This window comes from Paraburkholderia sp. TE9906 (assembly GCF_056279605.1).
In genome coordinates this window covers 1-24,097 of the sequence record NZ_JBWCCT010000013.1, presented here as the reverse complement: position 1 = coordinate 24,097, position 24,097 = coordinate 1, and the positions used below count along the sequence as shown (strand labels likewise).

The window sequence follows — 24,097 nt, the reverse complement described above, 5'->3', positions numbered from 1 at the left end:
CCCGCATGGCCGAAAAATCCCACCGACCCACCGCGCGCAAGCTGCGCGAAGCACGCCGCAAAGGCGAGGTGGCGCGCAGCGCCGATCTCGTCGCGGCCGTGCAGTTCATCGCGCTGCTGGCGCTGCTAATTGGCGGCGGACCGATCGGTCTGCGCGTCGTGCACTCGCTGCTCGACGCCGCCGCGCAACTGATTGCCTCGCCCGATCCCGGCGCGCTGCTCATGCCGCTGATCAGCGCGGCGGTGCGCGCCTTGGCGATGCTGGTACTCGCGGTGAGCGCCGTGGCCGGCATTTCAGCGGCGGCCGCCGCGCTCGCGCAAGTAGGCGGCTTGATGGCATGGGAGCGCATCCGGCCCGACCTGAACCGGCTCAATCCGGCCGCCGGACTTGCGCGGATGTTCTCGTTGCGCAATCTGATCGACCTGGCGAAGCAACTGGTCAAGACGCTCGCGCTTGCCGCGATCATCTACGCGGTGATCCGCGGTTCGCTCGGCGCGGTGATCGAGGCCGGCTTTACCGCACCCGCGCACATTCTCGGCATCGCCGGCAAGTTGCTCGCCTCGCTGTTCGGCTGGGCCGCGGTGGTGTACGCGGCGCTCGCCGCGTTCGACTACGCTCACCAGCGCTGGCAGCACATGCGCCAGCTCAGGATGAGCACCGATGAAATCCGCCGCGAGTACCGCGAAACCGAAGGCGATCCGCAGATGGGCTCACGCCGCACGCAACTCGCGCGCGAATTGCAGTTCAATTCGCTGCAGGACGTGGTGGGCAGCGCATCGGCGGTGGTGTATTCGGCGCGGGTCGCGGTGGCGCTGCGCTATACCGGCGCGCCGTCGCTGCCGATGGTGGTCGCGCGCGGCGAAGGCGAGGCCGCGCAGAGAATTCGCGCGGTCGCGCGGGACCTGCTGCGGCCGACCGTAGCGAATGCGGGCCTCGCCGAAACGCTGTACGAGGAGGTGCCGCTCGGGCATTTCATCGACCGTGCGCATTTCCGCGAGGTCGTGCAAGTGCTGAAGTGGGCCACCGGCGACGATACGTGAAGGGTGATCCGCGAAGCTTCGCGCACACGGCCGGCCGGCGCGGACATGCATCGGCGTGCGCACGATGGTGGCGACGCGACGCCTCATCCGGGCGCGCGGTGACTTCACGAGGTCGGCAACTGTCCCGCCAGAAACGCCAGTTGCGTGCGATTGGTCACGCCGCATTTCTGACGCAGCCGCCGTAGATGGTAGTCGACGTTGTGCGCGGTGGTGTGCATGCGCAACGCGATCTCCTTGTCGGACAGGCCGGCTGCGAGAAAGCCGAGAATGCGCATCTGCAACTCGGACAATTCGGCGGCCGATTCGCGCCGGTTGATCGCCCGCACATACGCCGAGAAGCGCTGATGAACCGACAGGCCCAGTGTGAGGGACTGCACCACGACGCTGTCCGTGATCCAGCTTGCGTGCTCGCTCGGCGCGGCGAAGCTGATGATCGAGCGCAGCCGCGTGTGCGGAATCGGCAGGCCGAAGATCAGGCCGCTGCCGATGCCGCCGTCGCGCATTTCGTCGAACATCGCGCGCATGCCCGGCGGTGAGCCCGCGCGGCGCCACGCCTCGACGAGCCGGCGCATATCCCACACGTGCGGGGAGTTGTCGGCCAGCGCCCAGCTAAAGCGCGGATCGTGGCGGTGATAACCGGCTGCGAAATAGTGCGGCGCGAGATTCACCGACAGGTAGCTGCGCGGCACGTACAGCCGTTCCGGGCGGCCCTGCGGGTCGAGCTTCACGGTCAGATAGCCGAGTTCGCTGAAGCCGACCAGCCGCAGCATGCCGCGCACGAGCCGCATTCTCTCGTCGAGATTGCGGGCGGCGCCGAGCTGCGCCGCGATGTGGGTTTCGCCGCCCAACTCGTCGCGGCGGATCGTGCCCAGCAACTCCGCTTCGTCGTAGTAGCAGATGTCCGGGGTATCGGCGGCCTGCGCGCTGCCCGCCGCTTCGCTCGCCGGCGCCGACCGCTCGGGATCGTAGCCGCTCATCGCCATGCGGCACACCGCGAGGCCCGCAGGCTCCTTGAGAACCGCCATTCCAAATGTCATACGCTCCCCCTGTTGTCGTTATGGACACACCTCGGCCGCGGCGGACGGCGCCGCCGGATTTCCCGTAGCCAAGTGGTGGTGCGGCCGTCTGCGAGGCAGCGGCCGCGAGCGTACTGCGTCAGTCGCCGAGGATACAGCCCGCGATATACGCAAGCTGCACGCGGTTCTGCGCGTTATAGATTTTCTTCAGTTGCCGCAAGTGATAACCGATGTTGTGCGCCGACATCGACAGGGATTCGGCCATCTCGCGATCGCTCAAGCCCTGGGTGACGAAGCGCAGGATCGAGCGCTGCACGTCGTTGAGCGTCTCCGCCGTCAGCGATGGCATCAGGCTGTGCGCGCGCGCCTCGATGAACGCGTGCAGGCCCACACCGATCGCGTACGCTTCGCCGAGCGTGGTGTCGGCGATCCTGGTACGGCCCGTTTGCGCGCTCGACAGCGTGACGATGCAGTGCTCGAGCGCGTTGCCGGTGGCGAGCCCGAAGCTCACGCCGCTATGCAGGCCTGCCTGCTTCATCGCGTGTGTGAAGCGGCGCGCGAAGACTTCGCAGCGCTCGGCCATCGGCGTGGAAAACATCGACTCCAGATCCCACGCGAACGGCCATTCGAAGCGGCATGCATAGGTCACGCGTGGATCGATGCCGAAGAACTGCTCGTGTCCGTAACGCTCGGCCCAGCCGGGTGGCGAGTAGGTGTCGAACCACGCGGCGCGGCTGACGAATTCGCCGATCCGCACGATGCGGCAATAACAGAGCGAGTCGAACCCCGCGCGCTGAATCACCTCGCGCATGAGCGCTTGCCGCTCCTCGCTGCCGGGCGCTTCGAGCAACTGGCGGCCGATGCCGGCCAGCCCGTGGCCGCCGGAAATCAGCGTTGTCTGCGTCGCCGCCTGTGCGTCTTCGTGATCGAGTTGGGTATCGCCGAAGGTGAATAAAGCGGTTTGCTCGTCGCCCGTTTCGCTCATTGATAGATTTTCCGCTGGAACTTCATGTTCCTCTTTGCCGCTCCTCAGACGCTTGCCGAGTCTGGACGGAGCTGGCTCGCGCTCGATCGGAATGCGGGCCGTCGAGCGCAAGACGTGGGTCAATTCTAGAAGCGATTAAATCGTCCGACAATTGGCCTTCACGTAGTTTTGGGAGTGTGTTGTCATTCCGTCCGTCTGAAAACTACGAACTCTCGTGGCGCGGCGGGGCGGGGTCGGCGATTCGAGGCGCAGTCAGAACGATATGCTGATGGATTGTGCATAGCCGATGAATTCGGCAGTTTTTACGGCCGTGCTGGCTGGGTCGGTCCGCCGCTGTGTGCAAGCGTGGCCCTCGTGCCCGCTATCGTTGCGGCCATTGCGCCGTGATCGGCTCAAGCGAATGAGCCAGCGGCGCCAGCACTTTCTATTTCCGGCCGGACATTGATTCACTCTGCCGTTGGAGATACCCTTAGATCGTTCGTGGTCGTCGAATGCTGGTCAACCCGGAGACACCGTTTCATGAAGCGAGCGTGGGCTTTCTCCTGCATCCTCGCCTTGAGCGCGATCCTCGGGGCATGCGGCAAGGACGGATCGCAAAACGCTACGCCGGAAGCCGGCGCATCCGCGGGCCAGGCGCCGGCTCAGCCAGGGCAGGCCGCGAGCGTCGCACCTGCCGCATCGGGCGCGTTGGCCACCGTCACCAAGGCGCAGTTGCCTGGGGAAGCAGCCGAAACACTGCGTCTGATCAAAGCGGGCGGCCCTTACCCGTTTGGCGAAGACGGCGTCCTGTTCCGCAACAGTGCGGCATTGCTGCCGCAGCACGAGCGCGGCTACTACCACACATACACAGTTCGCACGCCCGGCTCGAAGGATCGCGGGCAGCGCCGCATCATATGTGGTGGACCGCGCAAGCAGACCGGCGACTGCTACTACACCGACGATTACTACGTCAGTTTCAAACGCATCGCAGAGTGACTTGAGCGAATGAAAACGCCCCGGGGCCTCCGGTAAGAGGGACAACGGGGCGTTGTGTTTTCGGAGACCGTTATCTGGCGTTCTCCGCAGGCTCCGAAGACGCGGCCTTGGTACGCGTCTTCGTCACGGACCACGTAGTGCCTGGTCTCAACCCGATGCCAAGGATCGTAGATGGCTTCTCCGGTCCGATCCTTGAGCTGAAATGAAACTTTCATTCTCGCCGTGTCGATTGTGATGGCCTTCCTTCGTCGTCCTACTAGTGGCACGCGGCCGGTGCTGCGCCTTCCAACACTGCCAGGAGATTTGCCATGGCGATTCAAAAGATCACTCCCTTTCTTTGGTACTCCACACAAGCCGAGGAGGCCGCCGCCTTCTATGCGGCGATCTTTCCAGACTCGCGCATCACTCGGGTCACACCGGTGCCGAGCGGCGGCTCCACGAAGGTCGTCGAGTTTGTTCTCTTTGGGCAGCCCTTCATCGCGATGAGCGCCGACGGATCCGACGCGTTCAACCACTCGGTATCCCTCATGGTCAACTGTGATGATCAGGAGGAACTCGACCGTTATTGGGAAGCGCTTCTCGAGGGCGGCGGTTCGCCCGAGGCGTGTGGGTGGCTGAAAGACCGCTTCGGCGTCTCGTGGCAGCTCACGCCAACCGATCAACTCAGGATGATTGCCGACCCCGATCCGGAAAAGGCCAGGCGCGTTTTCGAGGCCATGTTGAAAATGGTGAAGCTCGACATCGCCACGCTGAAAGCCGCCTATGCGGGATGACGGATTAACAGAAGCCCCTTGCATTGCCAGCTTCCTCGCGCGATAGGGCACAATGATCAAACCCACGGGTGTCTGCATCGCAGGTGTGAAGGTGCGCATCACTCGCCAGCGTACGGTCGGAAAAATCGCCCGACACAGTGGCGCGGACATAGCAGCCGAAGTAACGCCCGGCCGCCCGTGGCATCCCACTTCTGCGTCGGCTATCGGCGCCGCAAGGCCGGTTTTGGCCTCGCGCGCGACGCAATCGGGTTCTGCGCTTGCCGGCTGAATGGCTCCGGCAAGCTTCGAGGCTGCCTGCGCTACAGCGGCAGTTCGGTCTTGCGGCGGCGGGGCTTGGCCGGATCGGGCCGTGCGCATGGCAGGAACTCGCCGCGGCCGGCCTCGCCACATGGCTTTTCACCATCCCACACCACATCGCCTCGCGACAGGGTCAGCGCAGGCCACGCGCTCAGATGCATGCCTTCATACGGCGTGTAATCGACGTTGTGATGCAGCCTTGCATTCTCCACCGGGAACGTGCGGCTCTCGTCCCAGATGACGACATCGGCGTCAGCGCCGATCGCAATGCTGCCCTTGCGCGGGTAAAGGCCGTAAAGCTTCGCCGCGTTGGTCGAGGTCAGTGCAACGAAGGTTTGCGGCGTGATGCGGCCCGTGCGCACGCCTTCGGACCACAGCAAAGCCATGCGCGTCTCCACGCCCGGAATGCCGTTGGCAATCTTGTCGAACGAGACTGCTTCGCCATGCGCTTTCTTGCCGTCCGGACCGTCGTAGCGAAAGGGCGCGTGATCGGACGAGAACACTTCGAACGAGCCGTTTTCGAGTCCGTCCCAGATCACCTGCTGGTTGGCCCTGTCGCGCGGCGGCGGACTGCAGATGCACTTTGCGCCTTCGAAGCTGTCGTCGCAGCCGAGGGAATCGGCGGTCAGAAACAGGTATTGCGGACAGGTTTCGCCATACACCTTGAGACCGTGGCTTTGCGCCCAGCGTATCTGTTCGACCGCCTCGCGCCCCGATACGTGCACGATCAGAATCGGCACGTCGACCAGTTCGGCAAACGCGATGGCCCGATGCGTTGCTTCGCGCTCCACGAGCATGGGCCGCGACGTCGCATGATAGCGAGGCGCGGTGTGACCGGCGGCAAGCAGCCGCTCGGTCAGCCATGAGATGCAGTCGGCATTTTCCGCGTGAATCATCACCATCGCGCCCTCGCTGCGCGCGACCGACAGTGTGTCGAGAATCTCGCGATCGCTCAGTTTGAGCGCGTCGTAAGTCATATAGATCTTGAACGACGTGTAGCCTTCGGCGATCAGAGCGGGCAACTCATTACGCAGAATCTCGGGCGTCGGGTCGGTGACGATCAGGTGGAACGCGTAGTCGATTACGGGCTTTCCGCCCGCGCGCCGATGGTAGTCGTCGATTGCCTCGCGAAGTGTATGGCCTTTCTGCTGGCACGCGAACGGGATCACCGTCGTCGTGCCGCCGCAGGCTGCGGACGTGGTGCCGGAGAGGAAGTCATCGGCCATGACCGAACCGTCGCCGGTCGGCTGGTCGAAATGGACGTGACTGTCGATGCCGCCCGGCGTCACGTGTCGTCCAGCCGCATCGATTTCGCGCGCGCCGGCACCGAGTTGCAGCCCCAGCGCAGCGATGCGGCCGTCGCGAATGCCGATGTCGCTGGTGAAAATGTCCGCGGCCGTGACTACGCGGGCGTTACGGATGACGGTATCGAAGTCTTGCATTTCAAATTTCCTGAACGAGCCGGCCCCAGCCGGCGAGACGTCGTGTATCGATGCCGCAGCGGCGCAGCATGTCCCACACGACCGTGGTGACAGTGTCGAACACCGGCACGCCGTGCTGCGCTTCCCAGTGCGCAACGCGATGCGCGGCGTATAGATTGGTGCAGAACGTCGCCACCGCCTGCGCGCCGCGCGCGACGACGTCGGCCACCTGGCGGTCGAGCGTCGCCTCGTCGACCAGCGCGAAGGCAAAATTCTCCTGAAGCTCGAGATGGCTTTCGCAACCCGCATCGATGCCAAGCGACGCGTAGTTCGCCACGATCTTTTGCTGCACGCTTGCGAGGTAGGGCGAGACAAGGCCGAGCCGTTGGATGCCGAACGCCTTCAGCGCACGATTGAGCGCGAGCACGGACGTGCTCGCGGGAACGCCCGTCGCTGCCGTGATCGCGGCGCACAGCGCTTCGTCCTGAGCGAAGCCGAGCCAGCCGGCGGACGTGCCGCTCCAGCCGATCATGTCGACATGCGCATCGGCGAGCAGACGTGCGGCATCGAGAATGCGTTCGTGCTGGAACTGGCCTAGCGCATCGGCACTGAGCGCGATCTGCGTGACGGAAAAGCGCGAGAAATGGACGGAGACTTCAGGCAGACCCGCAATCATCGCCTGCGTCAGTGGTTCGAGAGAAGTATTGGAGGAGGGCGTCAGAATGCCCAGGCGGATGCGTCGACTCATAGACCGTTATTGAAATGGGAGAGGAGTGAAGAAGCGAGTCCGGGACTGCGCTGAATGCGTATCGAGCGACTCGCGCACAGCGAACCGGTCACGCTCATGCCGCCATCCAGCCGCCGTCGACCATCAGTGTGGTGCCGGTCGTGAAGGTCGACATGTCGCTACAAAGGAACAGGACCGCGCGCGCCACGTCGTCGGGATGGCCGGGACGCGGCCAGGGCGTGCGCCGGTTTGCGCGCTCGAGGACCTCCGGATCGACCGCGCGGCCACCCGCGCCGGTCTGGATCTTGCCGGGCGCGACCGCATTGCAGACGATGCCGTGCGGCGCGTAGTCGGTAGCGATCTGGCGCGTCATGTAGTCGATGGCCGCTTTGGTCGTGCCGTAGCCGAGGTCGCCCGGCGCGGCGATCATGCCGTGCTGCGACGACAGATTGACGATCCGTCCGCGCACGCCGCCTTCGGGCGCCTGCTGCACCATCTGCCGGACGGCGGCGCGGCAGCAGCGCAGGACGCCCGTCAGATTGACGTCGAGAAGACGTTGCCAGTGCGCGTCATCGAGTTCCAGCAACGGCCTTGCATGACGGACGCAGGCGTTGTTGACCAGCACGTCGAGCCGCCCGAAACGTTCGACGGTGTGTGCCACCAGCGCTTCGACCTGGGCCGTGATGGAGACGTCGATAGCGATGAAGTGCGCGAGGCCGCCATCGCGCGCGATCAATGCGGCAGTCGGTTCGCCGCCTTCGATCACGTCCGTCGTGATGTCGGCAATCACGACTGTCGCGCCGTTTGCGGCGAGTTGCCGCGCAATCGCGCGGCCAATGCCCGATGCGGCGCCGGTGACGATGCAGGCCTTGCCGGCCATGTTCAGGCGCGCGGCCGGGTAGGGAGAGGGTGGAGTCATGACGTTACTCGAACGGTGGCGGGCAGACGCTCATGCGCCCAGCGAGGTTGTCCAGAGATGGAAGTCGGCTTCCGCTTCGCTCAGATCGAACCGCGGCGCAAAACCGGTATCGGCGATGAGCCGCGCGTTGTCCATCGACGCGCGGTCGTAATCGGCGAAGTAGTCGATATTCGGCGACTCGCCTTGCTCCGCGATACGCCAGGTGAATGTCGGATAGCGTTGCGCGAGCCGTTCGCACCAGTCGGCGACGCTCCATTCGAAACCCGCCGCGAGGTTGTAGATGCTGTGAGGCCAGTGCGGCGCTTCGAGCAACGCAATGAGCGCCGCGACCGCATCGCGCACATAGAGCCAGTCGCGGCGGCCCGCGCGCGGCAGCACGGCGGTTTCGCCGCGCCGCGCTTTCGACAGCACCTGCAGCGGTGCGCTCAAGGTGTCGCGCACGCCCGAGTCGGCTTCCCAGGGACCAAAGCACGTGCCGAGCCGCCCGATCACGAGCGGCACGCCGCGCAATGCGCAAAGACGCATCGCGGCGTCCTCGGCGGCGCGTTTGGAGATGCCGTAAAGGCCTTCGGGCAACAACGGCGTGACGTCTTCGAGGAGCGGGTGCGGCGCGCGGCCGCTCGATCCGTACGTCGAGCCGGAACTGCCATGCAGGATGCGTTCGACGCCCGCATCAGCCGCCGCGCTGATGGCAGCGAGCACACCGCCCACGTTCACCTCGAAGATGGACTGCGGCATTTGCCGTTCACGCCGTGCATCCGCGGTGATCGCGGCTAGCGTGACGAGCCGCGAAGGCCGATGCATGCGCATCGCCTCGCGCAATGCGTCGGCGTCGCGCACGTCGCCGGTCAGTGCAACGAAACGCCCTGGCAGCGCGGCGAACGCCTGCAACGCTTGCGCGCGCGGCGCGCTGCGATCGAAGCCGATCACCGTTTCGCCGCCGGCGACCAGGCGCTCGGCAAGCGCAAGACCGACGAAACCGCTGCTGCCGGTGATGAAGGTCGTCATCTCACGCAAACTCCGTCACCGCTTCTGGACGCAGCAGCGCGAGGATGTGGCGCTTGTAGTCGTTGAATTCGGCGCTGGTCGGATCGCGCGGACGGTCGAGTTCGATCGGCAGCAGTTCGCGAATGCGGCCCGGACGCGCCGACATTACCGCGACATGCGTGCCCAGCGCCAGCGACTCGTCGATTCCGTGCGTGACGAACACGATCGTGCTGCGACTCTCTCGCCAGATACGGATCAGCTCGGCGTGCATGTCCATCTTGGTTTGCTCGTCGAGCGCGCCGAACGGCTCGTCCATCAGAATCACTTCCGGGTTCATCAGCAGTGCGCGCGCGATACCCACGCGCTGATTCATGCCGCCGGAGAGTTCGCTCGGGAAGTGGTTTTCGAAACCCTTCAGGCCGACCATCTCGATGTAGCGCTGGGCGCGTTCGCGGCGCTCCGGCTTGGGGACGTTCCGCATCTTCAGATGAAATGCGACGTTTTCCCACACCGGCAGCCATGGCATCAGGTTCGCTTGCTGGAAAACCACGCCGCGGTCCGCGCCCGGTTCGGTGACCACCGAGCCGCCGACGCTCACCGTGCCCGACGAAGGCTTGTCGAAACCCGCGATCATGTTCAGCAGCGTGGACTTGCCACAGCCGCTCGGGCCGAGCAGACACAGGAATTCGTTGCGCTCGACCTTGAGGCTTACGTTGTCGAGCGCGGTGACCACCTGCTTGCGCGTGCTGTCTTCGAACGTGCGAGAGACGTTGTCGATTGTGATGAGGGCCATGCTGTCAACCTTCCCTTGCTTGCAGAGTGGAACCGCGTTGCCAGCGCAGAACGCGCCCGCCGATCCGCTTGATGACGTAGTCGCTCACGAACCCGAGCAGACCGATGCTGACCATCGACGCAATCACGATGTCGTAGCGCAGGAAGTAGTACGAATCCCACAGTACGTAGCCCACGCCGCTCTTCACCGCGACCATCTCGGCCGTGACGGTCAACATCCATGCGGAACCGATCGCGATGCGCAGCCCCGAGAAGATGCTCGGCAATGCAGCGGGAAACACGATGTGACGCAGCAGCATCGACGACGTCCCGCCTGTCATCGCGCCTGCGCGCAGCAGATTGCGGTCGCACGTTTTCACGCCGTGAATCGTGCTGAGCAGCACGGGGAAGAACGACCCCATGAAGACCAGAAAGATCGCCGGCTTGTTGGCGATGCCGAACCAGATGATCGCGAGCGGAATCCACGAGACGGGCGGCACGGGGCGCAGCGTTTGCAGTGTCGGCTCGACCAGCGATTCGATCGAACGCGACCAGCCTATCGCCATGCCGATGGCGACGCCGAGCACCGTGGCGATCGCGAAGCCCGCGAACACGCGTCCGGAACTGGCCGCGATATCGAAGAGCCAGTGGCCGGAGTAGGTCTGGGTGTTGCCGTCGGTGCTGAAAATCCAGTCGGCCCAGGCGAGCACGACCTGCGACGGCGCCGGCAGCAACGCGGCGGGCAGGATGCCCGAGCGGGAAAACGCCTCCCACCCGGCCAGCAGCAGCACCGGCACGATGCCACGCTCGATCCGCTTGTAGAAACGTGAGGAAAACAGGGATGGCATGGTGCGCGTTCCGATCAGTAACCGAGTTCGGTCTTGGGTTTGCCGGTCACCTTCTCGAGGAAGCTGTAGTCGAGATTCTTCTGCACCGCATCGCTGACGTCCGAATTCACGTACTTCAGGTCGTGCATCATCTTCGCAATCGACATGGCGGACGTGCGGTACATTTTGTAGTCCGGATAGAGGTTGTCGACCGCACCCGCTGCAATGGTCTTGTCGAGCCCCGTCACCTTCTGGATCGTGTCGACGAAAAGCGGTTTGTTCGCGGCCATCATGTCGTCCACCTTGACGATCGCGCGAACCGTTTCGAGCACGCCTTGCGGATTGCTCTCGATCACATCCGGGCGCGTGACGATCAGGTTGGTCAGCTTGCCGGCCGCCTGGTCATACGGAAACGCAAAAAATTTGGCCGCCTTGACCTCGCGGATTTGCGTGGCGAACGGCTCGACCGACGTAATCAATTCGACTTCGCCCCGGCGCAGCGCCTGAACGTGGTCCGAAGGATTCGGGATGTTGATGAACTGCACATCCTTGTTGATGTCGATGCCGTGCGTGAGGAACGCGCCGCGCATATGAATGTCCTGCGCATTACCGCGCGACGCGGCGACGCGGAACGGCTTGCCGTCCTTCTTGTACTGCATGATGAGTTTCTTCAAGCCGTCCCAGTCGCCCGCTTGCACCGGCAAATTGTTGGCGATCAGCACCTGCGAGCCGCCGTTGATCTGGCCGGAGACGCCGACTACCTTGAAGCCCTTGTCGAGTGCCGTGACATAGTGCAGATAGGTGACCTGTGCGATGTCGATGCTTTTCGAGAGCAACGCGGTCAGCACGTCGTTGCCCGTATTGAACGAGGTTGTCGTCAGCTTGACGCCGGTGGCGTACTGCGGGGTGAGCGACAACGGTGTGCAGTGCGCGCACTTGGCATAGCCGAGGTTGATCGGTTCGGCGTCCTTGGCGTGGCCGGCCGCGGGCGCAAGCGCGGCGGCGACCAGTAGAGGTGCAAACAGCACGCGCGCAGCGCTTTTCAGGACGGCGAGAGAGGAACGGGCAAATCGCATCAGGTGGACTCCGTTTTGTCACAAAATGAAATATGTTTGTGACAAAACTAAGCAACAGGTGTGCCAATGAATCACTTGGAGAACATCGGCAAGCTCAAACATGACTTCTGTATGGGGCTCAAAGCCGCGAGCGGCGGCGCGCATGGGGCAGGCGGGGAAAATGGGCGCAATCCCATTCGTTGATGGGTCGAGCAGGCTGAGACATTGCTATATCAACGCATTCCGCACCTGTTGCGTGCGGACTGGGTTCGCTGTAAGTGCCTGGTGACATGAATGGTGCAAGTTTCCACAATCAAGTTTATTTTTGTCACAATGTACAATTGCAATGACGCAAAACCATCGTTGGTCAGTGGAGAACACCCAGCGTGCTAATCGACAAAGAATCCGTCGGCTCGCGTAAGGCGCGGCCGGCCGCTCAGATCCTCGATGCGGAAGACAATTCCGATGCGATCTATGAGCGCATCCTCACCGCGGTGATGGAGCACCGGCTGATTCCGGGCACCAAACTCGTCGAGGAAAAACTCGCCAGCGTGTTCAAGGTCAACCGCACGCGAATTCGCAAGGTGCTGGCGCGGCTCACGCACGAAGGCATCGTCACCACGATCCCGAATCGCGGGGCGTTCATCGCAAGCCCGTCGGTGCAGGACGCGCGCCATATTTTCCAGGCGCGGCGCATTCTCGAGCCGGCGCTGATCCGCAGCCTCGTCGAGCGTGGCAAGGCCGAGGATTTTCGGCGTCTCCATGCGCATGTCGCCAAGGAACGTGCGGCCCGCGAGAAGGGCGACAAGCACGCGGTGATTCGCCTCTCCGGGGAATTTCATCTGCTGATCGCCGAAATGGTGGCGAGTCCGCCGCTGACCAAGCTGATGCGCGAACTCGCTTCGCTGACCTGTCTCATCATCTTGCTGTTCGATTCCCCCAACGTGCCCGCCTGTCCGAATCACGAGCACACGGAAATCGTCGGGCTGATGGAGAAGGGCGAACTCGATGCGGCGATAGCGGCGGCGGTCGGACACCTCGATCACATCGAGGCGACGCTTGATCTCTCGTTGCCCGAGGACACTGAGGTCGATCTGCAGGCCATCTTTGGATGAGTGCGCGCGGCGTCTGCTCGCGCCTCGATACTGCTATCGCACCATGACCGTTGCTGTTGGCGATATTGCCGCGCGGCGACACCTGGCTGGAGCCATCATGAAACTGCTGATCGTCAACCCGAACATTTCACGCGGCGTCACCGATCTGATCGAAGCCGAAGCTCGCCGCGTCGCGTCAGCCGATGTGCAGATCGAGATGGCGACAGCGGCAAGCGGTGTGGCCTACATCGAAACCCGCTTCGAGGCGCTGCTCGGTGCGCACGCCGTGGCGAGCATCGCCGGGGAACGCAAAGGCCAATACGATGCGCTGCTGATTGCGGCATTCGGCGACCCCGGTCTGCACGAATTGCGGGAAGTACTCGACGTGCCGGTTGTCGGCATGACCGAAGCCGCGCTGATGACCGCGGCGCAACTCGGTCAGCGGATCGGGATCATTGCGATTTCGCGGCGCATCACCGCCTGGTATCGGGAATGCGTTGACCGTTACGGCATGTTGAGCCGGCTGGCGGGAATCCGTCATCTCGATCGCCCGCTGCGTGACCCCGCCACGGTCCGGGAAGATCACGGCAGCTATCTGGTCGAATTGAGCCGCCGCGCGGTGGAAGAAGACGGCGCGGACGTGCTGATTCTGGCTGGCGCGCCGCTCGCAGGGTTGGCGCGCAGTGTGGCGGACCTTCTGCCGGTGCCGGTTGTCGATGGCGTATCGAGTGGGGTGTGCCAGGCGCAAGTATTGACCCGTCTCGCAACGATACGCGCTCAGAGCGGCAGTTTCGCCAAACCGCCACCCAAGCTCAATGCCGGACTCTCGAATGGTCTTTCCGAATTACTGGCGCGTGAATGAGAGTTCGCACTTGCTCACTCGCTATGAGCGGTGACCGATTGATCCAGACCGCCGACCATTGCACGAAAGACTTGCGGTAAATATTTTTGCCCGGTATTGTCGAGCCGTTCTGCGATGCAGCGCGGGAGAGATCGTCAAGGATTCGCGACGACGCCGACGGAGCAACCGCCCCGGAAACTCTCAGGCAAAAGGACCGCGCAGCAGGAACATCTGGAGAGCGGCGCACGCGCGCCCACCGAAGGGGATTCCCCGCCTGCTTGCCCGGCGCGGGAAGAAACTCTCAGGTACATGGACAGATGGGGCATCGACGCCGATTTCGAATCAGTCAACACGAAATCGACATCGGCGATGCTCAACCACTCTGGACCATGTCATGTCACGAATCGCCATTATCGGCGCCGGCATTACCGGCGTCACGACCGCTCATGCGCTCGCGCAGCGCGGCCATCACGTTACCGTGTTCGAACGCCACCGCTACGCGGCCATGGAGACCTCGTTCGCCAACGGCGGCCAGCTTTCCGCCAGCAATGCCGAAGTCTGGAACAGCGCGGCGACCGTGCTCAAGGGCCTGCGCTGGATGCTCACGCGCGATGCCCCGCTGCTGCTCAATCCGCTACCCACGTGGCACAAGTATTCGTGGATGGGCGAATTCCTGCGGCAGATTCCGCACTATCGCGCGAATACGGTCGAAACCGTGCGGCTCGCGCTCGCCGCGCGCGAGCATCTGTTTTCGATCGCTGAAAAAGAAGGTATCGATTTCGATCTGGAACGGCGCGGCATTCTGCATATCTACAAGACCAGCAGGGAATTCGACGCCGCGAGCAAGGTGAATGACCTGCTGCGTGAAGGCGGCCTCGAGCGCAACCCGGTCAGTGCAAGCGAATTGCAGCGCATCGAACCCGCGTTGCATGGCGATTTTTATGGCGGTTTTTTTACGCCGTCCGATTCGACCGGCGACATTCACAAGTTCACGCGCGGGCTCGCGCAGGCATGCGAACGGCACGGCGTCGAATTCCATTACGACGCGCAGATCACGTCGATCGAGCAGCCTGCCGAAGGCCGTTTTTCGCTGATGGTCAATCTCGAAGGCGAAACGCAGCCGTTCACCTTCGAGCGCATCGTCGTCTGCGCCGGCGTGAAGAGCCGCGACTTCGCGGCGATGCTCGGCGATCACGTGAATATCTATCCTGTGAAGGGCTATTCGATCACCGTCTGTCTCGACGACAAAACCAGTCAGCAGCACGCGCCGTCAGTCAGCCTGCTCGACGACAGTGCGAAGATCGTGACGAGCCGTCTCGGCGCGGATCGTTTCCGGGTAGCGGGCACGGCGGAAATCAACGGCTTTAACCGCGATATTCGTTCGGACCGCATCGCACCGCTAGTGGACTGGACGCGGCGATATTTTCCCGAAGTATCGACTTCGCGCGTCATTCCCTGGGCGGGTTTGCGGCCGATGCTTCCGAGCATGTTGCCCAAGGTGGGCCGTGGGAAACGGCGCGGCGTGTTCTACAACACGGGGCATGGTCATCTGGGCTGGACGTTGTCGGCGGCAACGGCGCACGCCGTTGCGAGCGCGATGTAGCATCGACCAGGCACCTCATGGTCGGATCATCTCTCGCGCGGTGTGCGTGAGAGATGATCCGACACGTGGCCTAGCGAACGCCGACGGCAAGGCGCGTGTCGCTGTAGCGCATGCCGGCAGGCATGCGTCCCTCGTCATCGCCGTCGAGCTTGGTTCGCAGGCGCCGGATGAAATCCTGCGCGGTGGCGGTCAGCAGTTCGCCGCTGGAATAGGCGAGGTACATGCCGATCCTGGGCATTGGTTCTCTCAGGCTCAGCAATTTGAGCATGCCGTCATCCACGCGCTGGGACAGCAATGGCATCGCCAGCGACGTAAATACCGTGATCGCCTCCATCCGCATCGCGAGGTCCAGATAGAGATTCATCGCTGAACAGCGCGTCGTGCGCGTCGGCGGGGGCATACCGTGCGCCCCGAACAGCGTTGCGACAAAGCCGGATTCGTCGTTGGGAGAATCCAGCAGGAGCCATGGAAGCGCGTGAAGCTGTTCGATCGACAGCGTTTCGCTACCTTGATAGGACGCCGCGATGGTCAGTTGCACGTCGAGATCGTAGAGTTGCATCCATTCGAACGTGGCGTTTTTTGGCTCGCCGTATTGCGTAAAGATCGCCACGTCGATCGTGCCGTTTCGCAAACCGTCCGCGATATTCTCGGCGCGCCATTCGATCACCTGCAAGTTCACGTCCGGGCGCGCTGCGGTCAGTTCGATCAACGAGTCGGCGAGCGCGCGCGTCGACGCCGGCGGCGTGACCGCGAGCGTGAGCCGCCCGCCGAGTTCTCCGCGCGCTGTCTGCGCGTCTTCCACGATACGCCCGACTTCCCGCTGCACGACGAGTGCGCGTTTTAGCACCTGGTGGGCGAATGGCGTCAAGGTGGCGCCATTCGCCGATCGGGTCAGCAACAGCATGCCCAGTTCGACTTCCAGCTCCCGGATGGAGCGGCTGATCGCCGGCTGCGTCAGGAACAGACGGCGAGCGGCTTCATGCAGACTGCCGGCCTCGGCGACCGCACGCAGCGCGTCGAGTTGTCTCAACTTCACAGTGCCCCCAGTTCTCATGTTCATCTTTCAAGGGCATAGCTTAGCGGGACAAAAATGCTCACGGCGCGTCGTTGTGGCGGGTTAGCCCGCTGCCTTCGGCAGAGGCGGCTTCACACTCTCAGGAATCGGGCACACGTACGGCTCAACGGCCAGGCGCTCCGCCAGTTCCGTGCGCGCTGCCGCGAGCAGCAGCGGGCTGGTGTACAACTCCAGTGCGGTGGCGGCCATCGTCTTGGCCGCGAGCACCATGCCCTTGTGCGCGATCGCGCTCTTGCCCTGGGCAACCCACTGCCACGAATGCGGCGACGTGCCGAACGCAAAGCATGCGGTCATGCACTGCACCGTGGGCGTGACCCAACTGACGTCGCCGACGTCGGTCGAACCGCCCATCTTCGACGGACGGTCGTTGTCGAGTGCATCGACGCCATCGAACAGCGCCTTCGGTTGGCGCCACGCTGCGGCAAGCATTCGTCCCGCCATTTCGATCTCGTCGGGGCGCGTCGTTTGATGAATCGACTCGGCGAACTGCAGTTCGGCCTTGTCATACTGTGGCGCGCCGAACTCCTTCAACTTCGCGTGCATCAGCTCGTTCAACGTCGTGTTGCGCATCAGGTTCGAACAGGCCGAATGAACCTCGATTTCCAACTCGCAATCGGTCATCAGCGCCGCGCCGCGCGCGATGTTGCAGACCCGCTCGTACAGTTCCTGAGCATCACGATTGCGCGGCGCGCGGATCATGTACAGCGCCGCCGCATTCGGCTGCACGACGTTTGGCGCGACGCCGCCCGCGTCGGTGATCGCGTAGTGAACACGGGCATCAGGGATCATGTGTTCGCGCAGGAAGTTCGTGCCGATGTTCATCAGTTCGAGCGCGTCGAGCGCGCTGCGTCCGAGGTGCGGCGACGCGCCGGCGTGCGCGGCGACACCCTTGAAGCGGAAGTACGCCTGTTTGACCGCGAGACTCTCGATATTCATGATCGTGTTCGCGACGCCGGGGTGCCACGTGATCGCGGCGGACACATCGTCGAACAGACCCGCGCGGGTCATGAAGGTCTTGCCCCAGCCGCCTTCCTCCGCGGGACAACCGTAGAAGCGAACCGTGCCTTCGATGCCGCTGCGCTCCAGCGCGTTTTTGACCGCGACGGCCGCCAGATGCGCGCTTGTCCCGAGCAGATGGTGGCCACAGCCGTGGCCGTTACCGTTGACGATCTCGTTCGACGGGCAGCAACTGAGCGCGAGGCTCTCCTGGCTAAGGCCGGACAGCGCATCGAATTCGCCGAGAATGCCGATCACCGGGCCACCCGAGCCGGCTTCGGCGACGAACGCCGTCGGAATACCGGCGACACCCTCGCGCACGGTGAAGCCCGCCGATTTCAGAAACGCGATATGCGCGGCAGCCGATTTCTGTTCGGTGTAGCCCAACTCCGCGTACTGCCAGATTTCGTCCGATAGCTGGATGTACTTGTCTTTTCTGCTCTCGATGAAATCGTGAACCAGTTCGCTCGACACGGATTATCTCCTCAGTAGGGTGACGCAAAATGGATGCGCGACAGGGCCGCGCATCCGATCAGAATTGATGGTTGATACCCAGCGTGACGCTCGACACGGTGCGTCCGGGAGCGGGTGCGGGCGAGCCGCTGTCGTAGTTGTAGGTGACGCTGGAGTTCGGCCCGTTACGCATCAGACCGACGCGTCCGTAAACAGACGTTCGCTTCGACAGAAAATGATCGATACCGATGGTCGAGCCGTATGCGTAGTCCTGAGCTTTCGTCGTATCGCGATACGCAACCGAAGCGCGCAGCAAGTTGACGCCCCACCATTTTTGCAAACCGAGCAGATACAGACTTGCGATAGCCGTGTCGGCGGTTTGCGGCACATAGCGGATATAGGCGCCTTGCGCGATGAACGGGCCGACGTCGTACATCAGCGAGACCAGATAGGTGTCGGTGCGCTTGGTCGGCGCGATTCGGGTGTCGCCGACACAACTGCTCGTCATCGACGGGTCGCACCAGCTTTGGCCGAAAGCGATCGACAGCACCGCGCGTTTGTCGATATAAGAGACCATTGCCGAGCGTTGGTGCACGGCGGGCCCGATCGATTGATCGCCCTTGAGGGAGTAGCTCAGGTCGAAGCCGAATGGGCCGAAGCGCGGCGAGATATAGCGCAACGTGTTGGGCAGGCGGCCGAGCGCGTCGCCGTTCGCACCGAGACCGAGATCCGTGACGCCGAGAAAATACGTATAGACCGATTCGTGCGCGACGGCGAGGAACGGATCCGCGCCGAGCGCCGCAGCACCGGCCGACGTATATTGACGGCCTAAGGTCAGCTGCCCGTAGATGGGATTCTGCATCCCGATATAGAACGCGCGATTAAAGAACGACGTCGTATCCTGAACCGCGCCGGTGTTGCCGAGGAATCCGTTTTCCAGCCGGAAGAACACGGTCCATTGATTACCCAGATATTCCTGTCCGTAGAAACCGAACTTCGACGTCAGTGCGCCGCCCGATTGCACGCGCGTGATGCTGTATGGACCGGCCTTCGTATAGTTGATGCCCATGTCCAGCGTCCCGTAGAGCGTGACAAAGGTACGCTGTGACGCGACACCCAGTGTCTGCGGCCCCAGGCCGGCGCCCCAGTATCTGAAGATCGACTGCATTTGCGAGCCGGTTGCGTACAGAACAGCGGCCGAGTCGGCTGGCGCGCCTGGAGATACTTCGGCGAATGCCCCGGAGCACGCTAATGTGCCAAGCGAAGCGAGCAGCGCACCCAATGTTTTTTTCATTGCAAATCTCCACTTGCGTGTTTTTAATCAATGCGCGGGTGAACGGGGCGAGCCGCTCCCTCGCGTCTCATTCGAACGCGAATGCTGATTGACTCAGCGGGATGAATATCGGCCTGGAGTCCGGCGTCCGGCCGCCCAAAGGCGGACCGTGCCGTTTGTTATGAGGCGCGCTTGCGCGGCTCGGGGAGGCTGGACATCGCGCACACGGTGACGATTCCGCAGGCGATCATGTAGAGCGCCAGCGACATCGGATTGCCGGTCTTTGCAAGCAGCCAGGTCACGATGAACTGCGCGGCACCGCCAAAGAGTGCAACACCAATGCTATAGATGACGGAGAGTCCGCTCGCCCGCACGCTGGCCGGGAACATCTCCATGAGCAGCAGCAACATCGGTGCGCTGCCGAAGCTGCTCGCCGCCGTGACGATGGCGACCACGACAAGGGCCAGCGGAATGCTCGGATGCATGTTCATCGCCCAGAACGCGGGGTAGATGAGCAGTGTCGTCAGCACGACGGAGGCGAGTGCAATCGGCTTGCGAGAGACGGTCCGATCGGCGATCAGGCCGGACACGAGACACATGACCGTCATCGTTGCACCCGACACACAGCCGGCCATCAACGACAGCGAGGTGGAAAGGTGCAGCACGCGTACCAGATAGGTCGGCATGAAGAACACGACGAGGTACATGCCGACCGTTCCGGCGACGATAGACAACACACCGCGCACGATCTTGCTGCCGTGCTCGGTGAACAAAGTCGTGAGCGGATGAGATTCCGCTGCATCGCCATCCAGCGTTTCGTCGAGATGAGTGCGGATATAGAGACCGACGGGCGCGATCAGCAGCCCCAGCAGAAACGGCATCCGCCAGCCCCAGGACTCAAGCGCGGAGGACGACAGGCTTGCGTAGAGCACCGCACCGCTCAATGCGCCGAGCACGGCGGCGCATCCCTGGCTCGCGCCTTGCCAGCCGATCCGGAAGCCGCGGCTGCCGAAGCTGCCTGATTCCATCAACATCGCGGTCGACGCGCCGATTTCTCCGCCGAGCGAGAAACCCTGCAACATGCGGCCGAATACGATGACGAGCGTGCCGAGAGTCCCGGCCGTTGCATACGTGGGTGCGAAGGCAATGCACAGCGTGCCGCCCACCATGAGCGCGATCGTTAGCGTCATCGCAGCCTTGCGCCCGCGGCGGTCGGCGAAGCTGCCGATGACCAGCGCGCCGAGCGGGCGCATGACGAAACCGATGCCGAAGGTTCCGACCGCGAGCAGCAGGGAACCGTACGCGCTATCGACCGGGAAAAACAGCTTGCCGATCAGCATGGCGAAAAAGCTGTAGACGGTGAAGTCGTACATCTCAAGCGCGTTGCCGATCGAGCAGGCGGCGATCGTGCGTATCTGAGGACTCGACTGAATGGGACGGAGCGCAGCGGGCGTTTCGGCGGTTTGTAGAGTGACGTTGCTCATCGAATTCCCGGAGGACGACGGTTTGATGGCAAGCACACGAGCGATCCTCACAAGTGTGGGAACCGGCATCGGCTTGAGGTGAAGCCAGTATTTCCGGGAAAAAAACCTTCGGCTATTCACATTTTTTTGGGCCGATAAATTTTGGTATGTGCCTTATGCAGGGTGGGGCATCGCGACTGAAATGCCTAAAGGATCTGCGTCGGACGTTTGGGTTCGTTCGCCGGTCATTCCTGATTCGGAGAGAATGGGGATGTATGCGGCGGCATGGCTGCACGGTGTTGGTGCCGTCGGGTAGCAGGACGGCGTGCTCGCGCAGTCGTGCGCCATCCGTTCGGAAGTGGTTGTCCTGCCCAGACACAATCGGGCTTAGGGCATCGCCAGCCAACGAAGGGGCAAGGAAGGAACCGCATTCCTCTGGGGCCGTTTAAAATATGAGGTGGCGACAGGCGCGAGTGGCACGGGAGATGCTTGAGAGTGCCCAAGCGCATGGAGCGCCCGATCGTGGGCTCACCTCCGCCGGAGGGGGCGAAACGCGGTGAGCGTTTCCAGGATCACATTAAGGAAGAATGTGCAAATGCGACCGCTCTCGAAGTTGTTGGCAATCGTTGCTATGGTTCCAGCGCCGGCATTCAGCCATGCCCTGGACGATCAATTGACGTGCGGAGAAACCGCGCACGAATTCGTCACCAGTCTCGTCGATACGCAGTCGATCGCAGTTCCCGCAATGCGGGTCGAGGCAAACTCGGTGAACGCGTTTCGCCCGACGAGCGGCGCAGGTTTGACTGCATTCGGCCTGCGCGTTCATGCCGTTTTCGGATATCAGCCGGATGATCCGCTTTTCAAAGCTGGCGACGGAAATCCTGCGCCAGGCGCGGTCTACGGTGTGGTGGTGCTCGGTTCGGCGGATTCGGTCAAGCGTCTTCTCACCGGCGCGGGGAGCACGGCGACTGTTCATTCGGTCATTCCAATGGTGCTGACGGCCATTGTGTGCAGGCAGACGGCGGGTGGGGAGAGCGCGGAGTGAGCGCCGTTGGCCCCCCGCCGTTGTCCCCAACACGCGGCCGTGCCATGTTTCAACGGCGCCGGCGACGGGTGCTATCCGTTTGAGGGTGTGATGCCGTTGTGAGTGCGACATTTCAGGCTGGGCCGTGGTGCCAATACATGGTGTAAAGGATCCTGGATGGGCTGCTTCGAGATGCGGAAAGAGCGGCATTCCAGACAGCATACGCAGTGGCCTCTCTGAGAGGCAGTCTCGTGAGGTTGCGTCGCCGTGAGTATCCTGCGTTCGACCACGGCGGTAGTTCGGCTCTTTCCATCGGCGGATGCCTTCAGCAACGAGTTGTCCCTTGTGTCCGCCGGTGCCCAAAGATGCTGTGCGAGGGCCTCCAGGAGACAAGATCTGGGTCTTCGATGAGATTGTCTATAGATTCGACCACAGCCCAATCAGTTGTTGGCCCGCGGCCTGAAGATTTTCGGGCTTCACCATGCCCCTCGTACTCGTTGGCCAAGTATCGCCATAAGGGTGCGCGCGTTTCGCTGACCCTGGTCTTCGCGGCAGTTATTGAAAATCACGTGCGTCGTTGCCACCTGCCTCGAGATATCGCGGATGGGTCCGGATAACTGGGTCAGTTCACCGTCGCTGTAGTCGTAGTCGAAGCGTACCGAGGCGGTCGCGGCACCGGTCGGGCTCCACGTATCCGCATTGCGACCATGCAGCCGTACGAACGCAAGGTGAGGATTGGTGACTTCCCACACGGTGTGCGCACGGTTCGTGACTTCTACAGGCGCATCCATGATGACGTGTACGAGCTTGTATCGCCTTAGCAGGTCTAATGTGCTGGATGCGTGTTTGTCGTCCAGCCATGAATTGTTCCGAAACTCTACCGCGACCGTGTAGCCGTGCATGCGGTCCGCACATTCTTCGACGTGGGCGCTTCCTTCAGGACCGCAGGTCAGCCATGGAGCAAACTGGAAAAGAACGGCACCAAGCTTGCCAGCGCGGTGCAGTGGCGCGAGCGCCTCGCGATAACGCCGCCAGAGTTCATCAAGCACCTCGTCCGGAATATCACGGTAGTAGAGGCTCTTTTTGCCCGTCTCCGGGATCGCCATCGCGATGTCCTTCGTCAGAGACTCCCGCGCGGTCTGATGTCCAGTCAGCAGCCGGAACGCCTTGACATCGAAAGTGAAATCGTCGGGCGTGCGCTCCGCCCACAGCGCTGAGTTCGACGCAGAGGGCATGCCGTAGTAGCTGGAATCAACCTCCACCAGCGGGAACTGCGATGCATAGAACCGCAGTCGTGCCTCGGCGCTTCGACATTCGGCCGGATAGAAACGCTTGCACGCGATGAGCGTCTTATCCGTCCAGCCAGCCGACCCGCAAAGTATTTTCACGATGCCTCCTGATCCGAGTGCGGTGCCTGCAGGACGATGATGGATTGTCTCGTGGTCGCCGCGTCGTCACGCACGTGATTGGCCGGACGAGCCAAGGCGCGCTACAAGAACGCCGCCCAGCAGGCCGCCGAGATGGCTCTGCCACGACAGGCCGGGATAGAGCGGCAAAACGCCGAGCAGCATGCTGAGACCGAAGCTGCTTATAACGAGCAATGCCACAAGTATCGAAACGATTTTGCGGGTGTAGTAACCTCGCGCAACGAGGTAGCCGGCATAGCCGAATACCAGCCCGCTCGCTCCGATGTGCACGGAGCCGGATGCACCGAATAGCCACGCGCAGAGGCCTGCGCCAAGCATCGCGCCCGCCGTCGCCTCCCAGAGGAGCGAGATGCGAGGCCACATGCAGAGCCATCCGAGCACCAGCAGGCCGCCGGTATTGGCCGCAATGTGCCCCAGACTTGCGTGCAGCCATGGGGCGAACAGGATGCCTTGCAAGCCGCTGAGCGAACGTGGCACCACGCCGTGCGCATTCAAATTCAGGAACGGCAACGCAGCCGACAGGAAGAATACCGCCCACATCGAGCCGACGAACAGTGCGAGCAGCGCGACGCGCGCCTTGAGTCGCGCGGCTAGAGTGTCTCTGGCGGCGGTCGCGGACCCAAGCCGTATCGTCGGTTGCGGCATTGCGCATTGCTCCGGACAGTGGGTGCCGCGTCGTAGCGCACGGTTTGAGTCCGAAGGTCTCTGACGTGCCTAAGCGTGCAGCAGGTGAGTACAGGAAGTTACGCTCACTTTACCGGGTAAAACGACTGTCGGCATGATGGTCGTCCAGTCAAGGCCAGACGCGAGCAAGCCAGGGGGATAGCGTGCATCGAATTCTGAAAAGCGCGCTCGTTACCCTTTCAATGGCTTCATTCGCGACGGTGGCTTCCGGCTGCAAGCGCGCGGTGCAGAGCCATTCGCGGGGTCGCCGGCGAGCCGTTGAGACTTCAGATCAAACGGAGGTGTCAGGAATTTTGTGTGCTGAGGTCGGTTAAAAAATCTCAGCTCATCGCGGCGGTGAATCGCTCGCCGAACAGAATGGCGAACTGATT

The 24,097-nt window shown here is 62.8% G+C and carries 22 protein-coding genes and 1 riboswitch; of the genes, 7 read left to right on the top strand and 15 right to left on the bottom strand.

Translation table 11 applies throughout. The features are described 5' to 3' along the window. Positions 1 to 5 precede the first annotated feature (5 nt). Positions 6 to 1,040, top strand: coding sequence for an EscU/YscU/HrcU family type III secretion system export apparatus switch protein (locus tag ACZ9H4_RS28220; RefSeq protein WP_476121981.1), 1,035 nt, complete (start codon positions 6 to 8; stop codon positions 1,038 to 1,040). A 104-nt stretch (positions 1,041 to 1,144) separates the two neighbouring features. Here ACZ9H4_RS28220 and ACZ9H4_RS28215 read toward each other — a convergent pair whose 3' ends face one another. Further along, on the bottom strand, positions 1,145 to 2,077 hold the full coding sequence (locus ACZ9H4_RS28215) for a helix-turn-helix transcriptional regulator (RefSeq protein WP_476121979.1): 933 nt from the start codon (positions 2,075 to 2,077) through the stop codon (positions 1,145 to 1,147). Positions 2,078 to 2,195: 118 nt separating this feature from the next. Beyond that, positions 2,196 to 3,041, bottom strand: a complete 846-nt coding sequence (locus ACZ9H4_RS28210; RefSeq protein ID WP_476121977.1) for an autoinducer binding domain-containing protein — start codon at positions 3,039 to 3,041, stop codon at positions 2,196 to 2,198. A 519-nt stretch (positions 3,042 to 3,560) separates the two neighbouring features. Here ACZ9H4_RS28210 and ACZ9H4_RS28205 point away from each other — a divergent pair. Both ACZ9H4_RS28205 and ACZ9H4_RS28200 read left to right on the top strand, forming a co-directional pair. Further along, on the top strand, positions 3,561 to 4,016 hold the full coding sequence (locus ACZ9H4_RS28205; protein WP_408144704.1) for a ribonuclease: 456 nt from the start codon (positions 3,561 to 3,563) through the stop codon (positions 4,014 to 4,016). Between the two features lie 308 nt (positions 4,017 to 4,324). Next, positions 4,325 to 4,789 (top strand): VOC family protein, encoded by a 465-nt coding sequence (locus tag ACZ9H4_RS28200; protein ID WP_408144702.1) that lies wholly within the window; start codon positions 4,325 to 4,327, stop codon positions 4,787 to 4,789. A gap of 299 nt (positions 4,790 to 5,088) precedes the next feature. On the opposite strand, the gene hydA is transcribed toward ACZ9H4_RS28200, so the two are convergent. From hydA to ACZ9H4_RS28165, 7 genes are all read right to left on the bottom strand, one after another. Continuing rightward, positions 5,089 to 6,528 carry a dihydropyrimidinase gene (gene hydA, locus ACZ9H4_RS28195; protein ID WP_476121974.1) on the bottom strand — a complete coding sequence of 480 codons (1,440 nt, stop codon included), beginning with the start codon at positions 6,526 to 6,528 and terminating at the stop codon, positions 5,089 to 5,091. A 1-nt stretch (position 6,529) separates the two neighbouring features. Further along, complete coding sequence (locus tag ACZ9H4_RS28190; protein ID WP_408144698.1) at positions 6,530 to 7,255, bottom strand: maleate cis-trans isomerase family protein; 726 nt, start codon at positions 7,253 to 7,255, stop codon at positions 6,530 to 6,532. Positions 7,256 to 7,349: 94 nt separating this feature from the next. Then, positions 7,350 to 8,153, bottom strand: coding sequence for an SDR family NAD(P)-dependent oxidoreductase (locus tag ACZ9H4_RS28185; RefSeq protein ID WP_476121972.1), 804 nt, complete (start codon positions 8,151 to 8,153; stop codon positions 7,350 to 7,352). 30 nt (positions 8,154 to 8,183) lie between these two features. Beyond that, positions 8,184 to 9,161, bottom strand: coding sequence for an NAD-dependent epimerase/dehydratase family protein (locus tag ACZ9H4_RS28180; protein WP_408144694.1), 978 nt, complete (start codon positions 9,159 to 9,161; stop codon positions 8,184 to 8,186). 1 nt (position 9,162) lies between these two features. Further along, entirely contained in the window at positions 9,163 to 9,933 is a 771-nt protein-coding gene (locus tag ACZ9H4_RS28175) for an ABC transporter ATP-binding protein (protein ID WP_408324733.1), read from the bottom strand. 4 nt (positions 9,934 to 9,937) lie between these two features. Beyond that, the gene (locus tag ACZ9H4_RS28170) at positions 9,938 to 10,759 is read right to left on the bottom strand and encodes an ABC transporter permease (RefSeq protein ID WP_408144690.1); all 822 of its coding nucleotides are present in this window, start codon (positions 10,757 to 10,759) and stop codon (positions 9,938 to 9,940) included. Between the two features lie 14 nt (positions 10,760 to 10,773). Further along, on the bottom strand, positions 10,774 to 11,814 hold the full coding sequence (locus ACZ9H4_RS28165; protein WP_408144688.1) for an ABC transporter substrate-binding protein: 1,041 nt from the start codon (positions 11,812 to 11,814) through the stop codon (positions 10,774 to 10,776). Between the two features lie 365 nt (positions 11,815 to 12,179). Here ACZ9H4_RS28165 and ACZ9H4_RS28160 point away from each other — a divergent pair, with 365 nt between their 5' ends. From ACZ9H4_RS28160 to ACZ9H4_RS28150, 3 genes are all read left to right on the top strand, one after another. Continuing rightward, positions 12,180 to 12,908, top strand: coding sequence for a GntR family transcriptional regulator (locus ACZ9H4_RS28160; RefSeq protein ID WP_408153574.1), 729 nt, complete (start codon positions 12,180 to 12,182; stop codon positions 12,906 to 12,908). Between the two features lie 97 nt (positions 12,909 to 13,005). After that, positions 13,006 to 13,749, top strand: a complete 744-nt coding sequence (locus tag ACZ9H4_RS28155; protein ID WP_476121968.1) for an aspartate/glutamate racemase family protein — start codon at positions 13,006 to 13,008, stop codon at positions 13,747 to 13,749. Between the two features lie 112 nt (positions 13,750 to 13,861). Beyond that, positions 13,862 to 13,955: riboswitch (glycine riboswitch) on the top strand. Positions 13,956 to 14,122: 167 nt separating this feature from the next. Continuing rightward, positions 14,123 to 15,331 carry a D-amino acid dehydrogenase gene (locus ACZ9H4_RS28150; RefSeq protein WP_476121966.1) on the top strand — a complete coding sequence of 403 codons (1,209 nt, stop codon included), beginning with the start codon at positions 14,123 to 14,125 and terminating at the stop codon, positions 15,329 to 15,331. Positions 15,332 to 15,401: 70 nt separating this feature from the next. Here ACZ9H4_RS28150 and ACZ9H4_RS28145 read toward each other — a convergent pair whose 3' ends face one another. From ACZ9H4_RS28145 to ACZ9H4_RS28130, 4 genes are all read right to left on the bottom strand, one after another. After that, positions 15,402 to 16,367, bottom strand: a complete 966-nt coding sequence (locus ACZ9H4_RS28145) for a LysR family transcriptional regulator (RefSeq protein WP_408144680.1) — start codon at positions 16,365 to 16,367, stop codon at positions 15,402 to 15,404. 81 nt (positions 16,368 to 16,448) lie between these two features. Further along, the gene (locus tag ACZ9H4_RS28140; protein ID WP_408324725.1) at positions 16,449 to 17,876 is read right to left on the bottom strand and encodes a M20 family metallopeptidase; all 1,428 of its coding nucleotides are present in this window, start codon (positions 17,874 to 17,876) and stop codon (positions 16,449 to 16,451) included. Between the two features lie 58 nt (positions 17,877 to 17,934). Next, positions 17,935 to 19,149, bottom strand: coding sequence for a porin (locus ACZ9H4_RS28135; RefSeq protein ID WP_476121964.1), 1,215 nt, complete (start codon positions 19,147 to 19,149; stop codon positions 17,935 to 17,937). 158 nt (positions 19,150 to 19,307) lie between these two features. Then, on the bottom strand, positions 19,308 to 20,612 hold the full coding sequence (locus ACZ9H4_RS28130) for an MFS transporter (protein WP_476121962.1): 1,305 nt from the start codon (positions 20,610 to 20,612) through the stop codon (positions 19,308 to 19,310). Between the two features lie 574 nt (positions 20,613 to 21,186). Here ACZ9H4_RS28130 and ACZ9H4_RS28125 point away from each other — a divergent pair. Next, complete coding sequence (locus tag ACZ9H4_RS28125; protein ID WP_408144674.1) at positions 21,187 to 21,636, top strand: hypothetical protein; 450 nt, start codon at positions 21,187 to 21,189, stop codon at positions 21,634 to 21,636. A 455-nt stretch (positions 21,637 to 22,091) separates the two neighbouring features. Here ACZ9H4_RS28125 and ACZ9H4_RS28120 read toward each other — a convergent pair whose 3' ends face one another. Both ACZ9H4_RS28120 and ACZ9H4_RS28115 read right to left on the bottom strand, forming a co-directional pair. Beyond that, positions 22,092 to 23,003 carry a DUF72 domain-containing protein gene (locus ACZ9H4_RS28120; protein WP_476121959.1) on the bottom strand — a complete coding sequence of 304 codons (912 nt, stop codon included), beginning with the start codon at positions 23,001 to 23,003 and terminating at the stop codon, positions 22,092 to 22,094. Between the two features lie 66 nt (positions 23,004 to 23,069). Continuing rightward, positions 23,070 to 23,687, bottom strand: a complete 618-nt coding sequence (locus tag ACZ9H4_RS28115) for a rhomboid family intramembrane serine protease (RefSeq protein ID WP_476121957.1) — start codon at positions 23,685 to 23,687, stop codon at positions 23,070 to 23,072. Between the last annotated feature and the right edge of the window lie 410 nt (positions 23,688 to 24,097).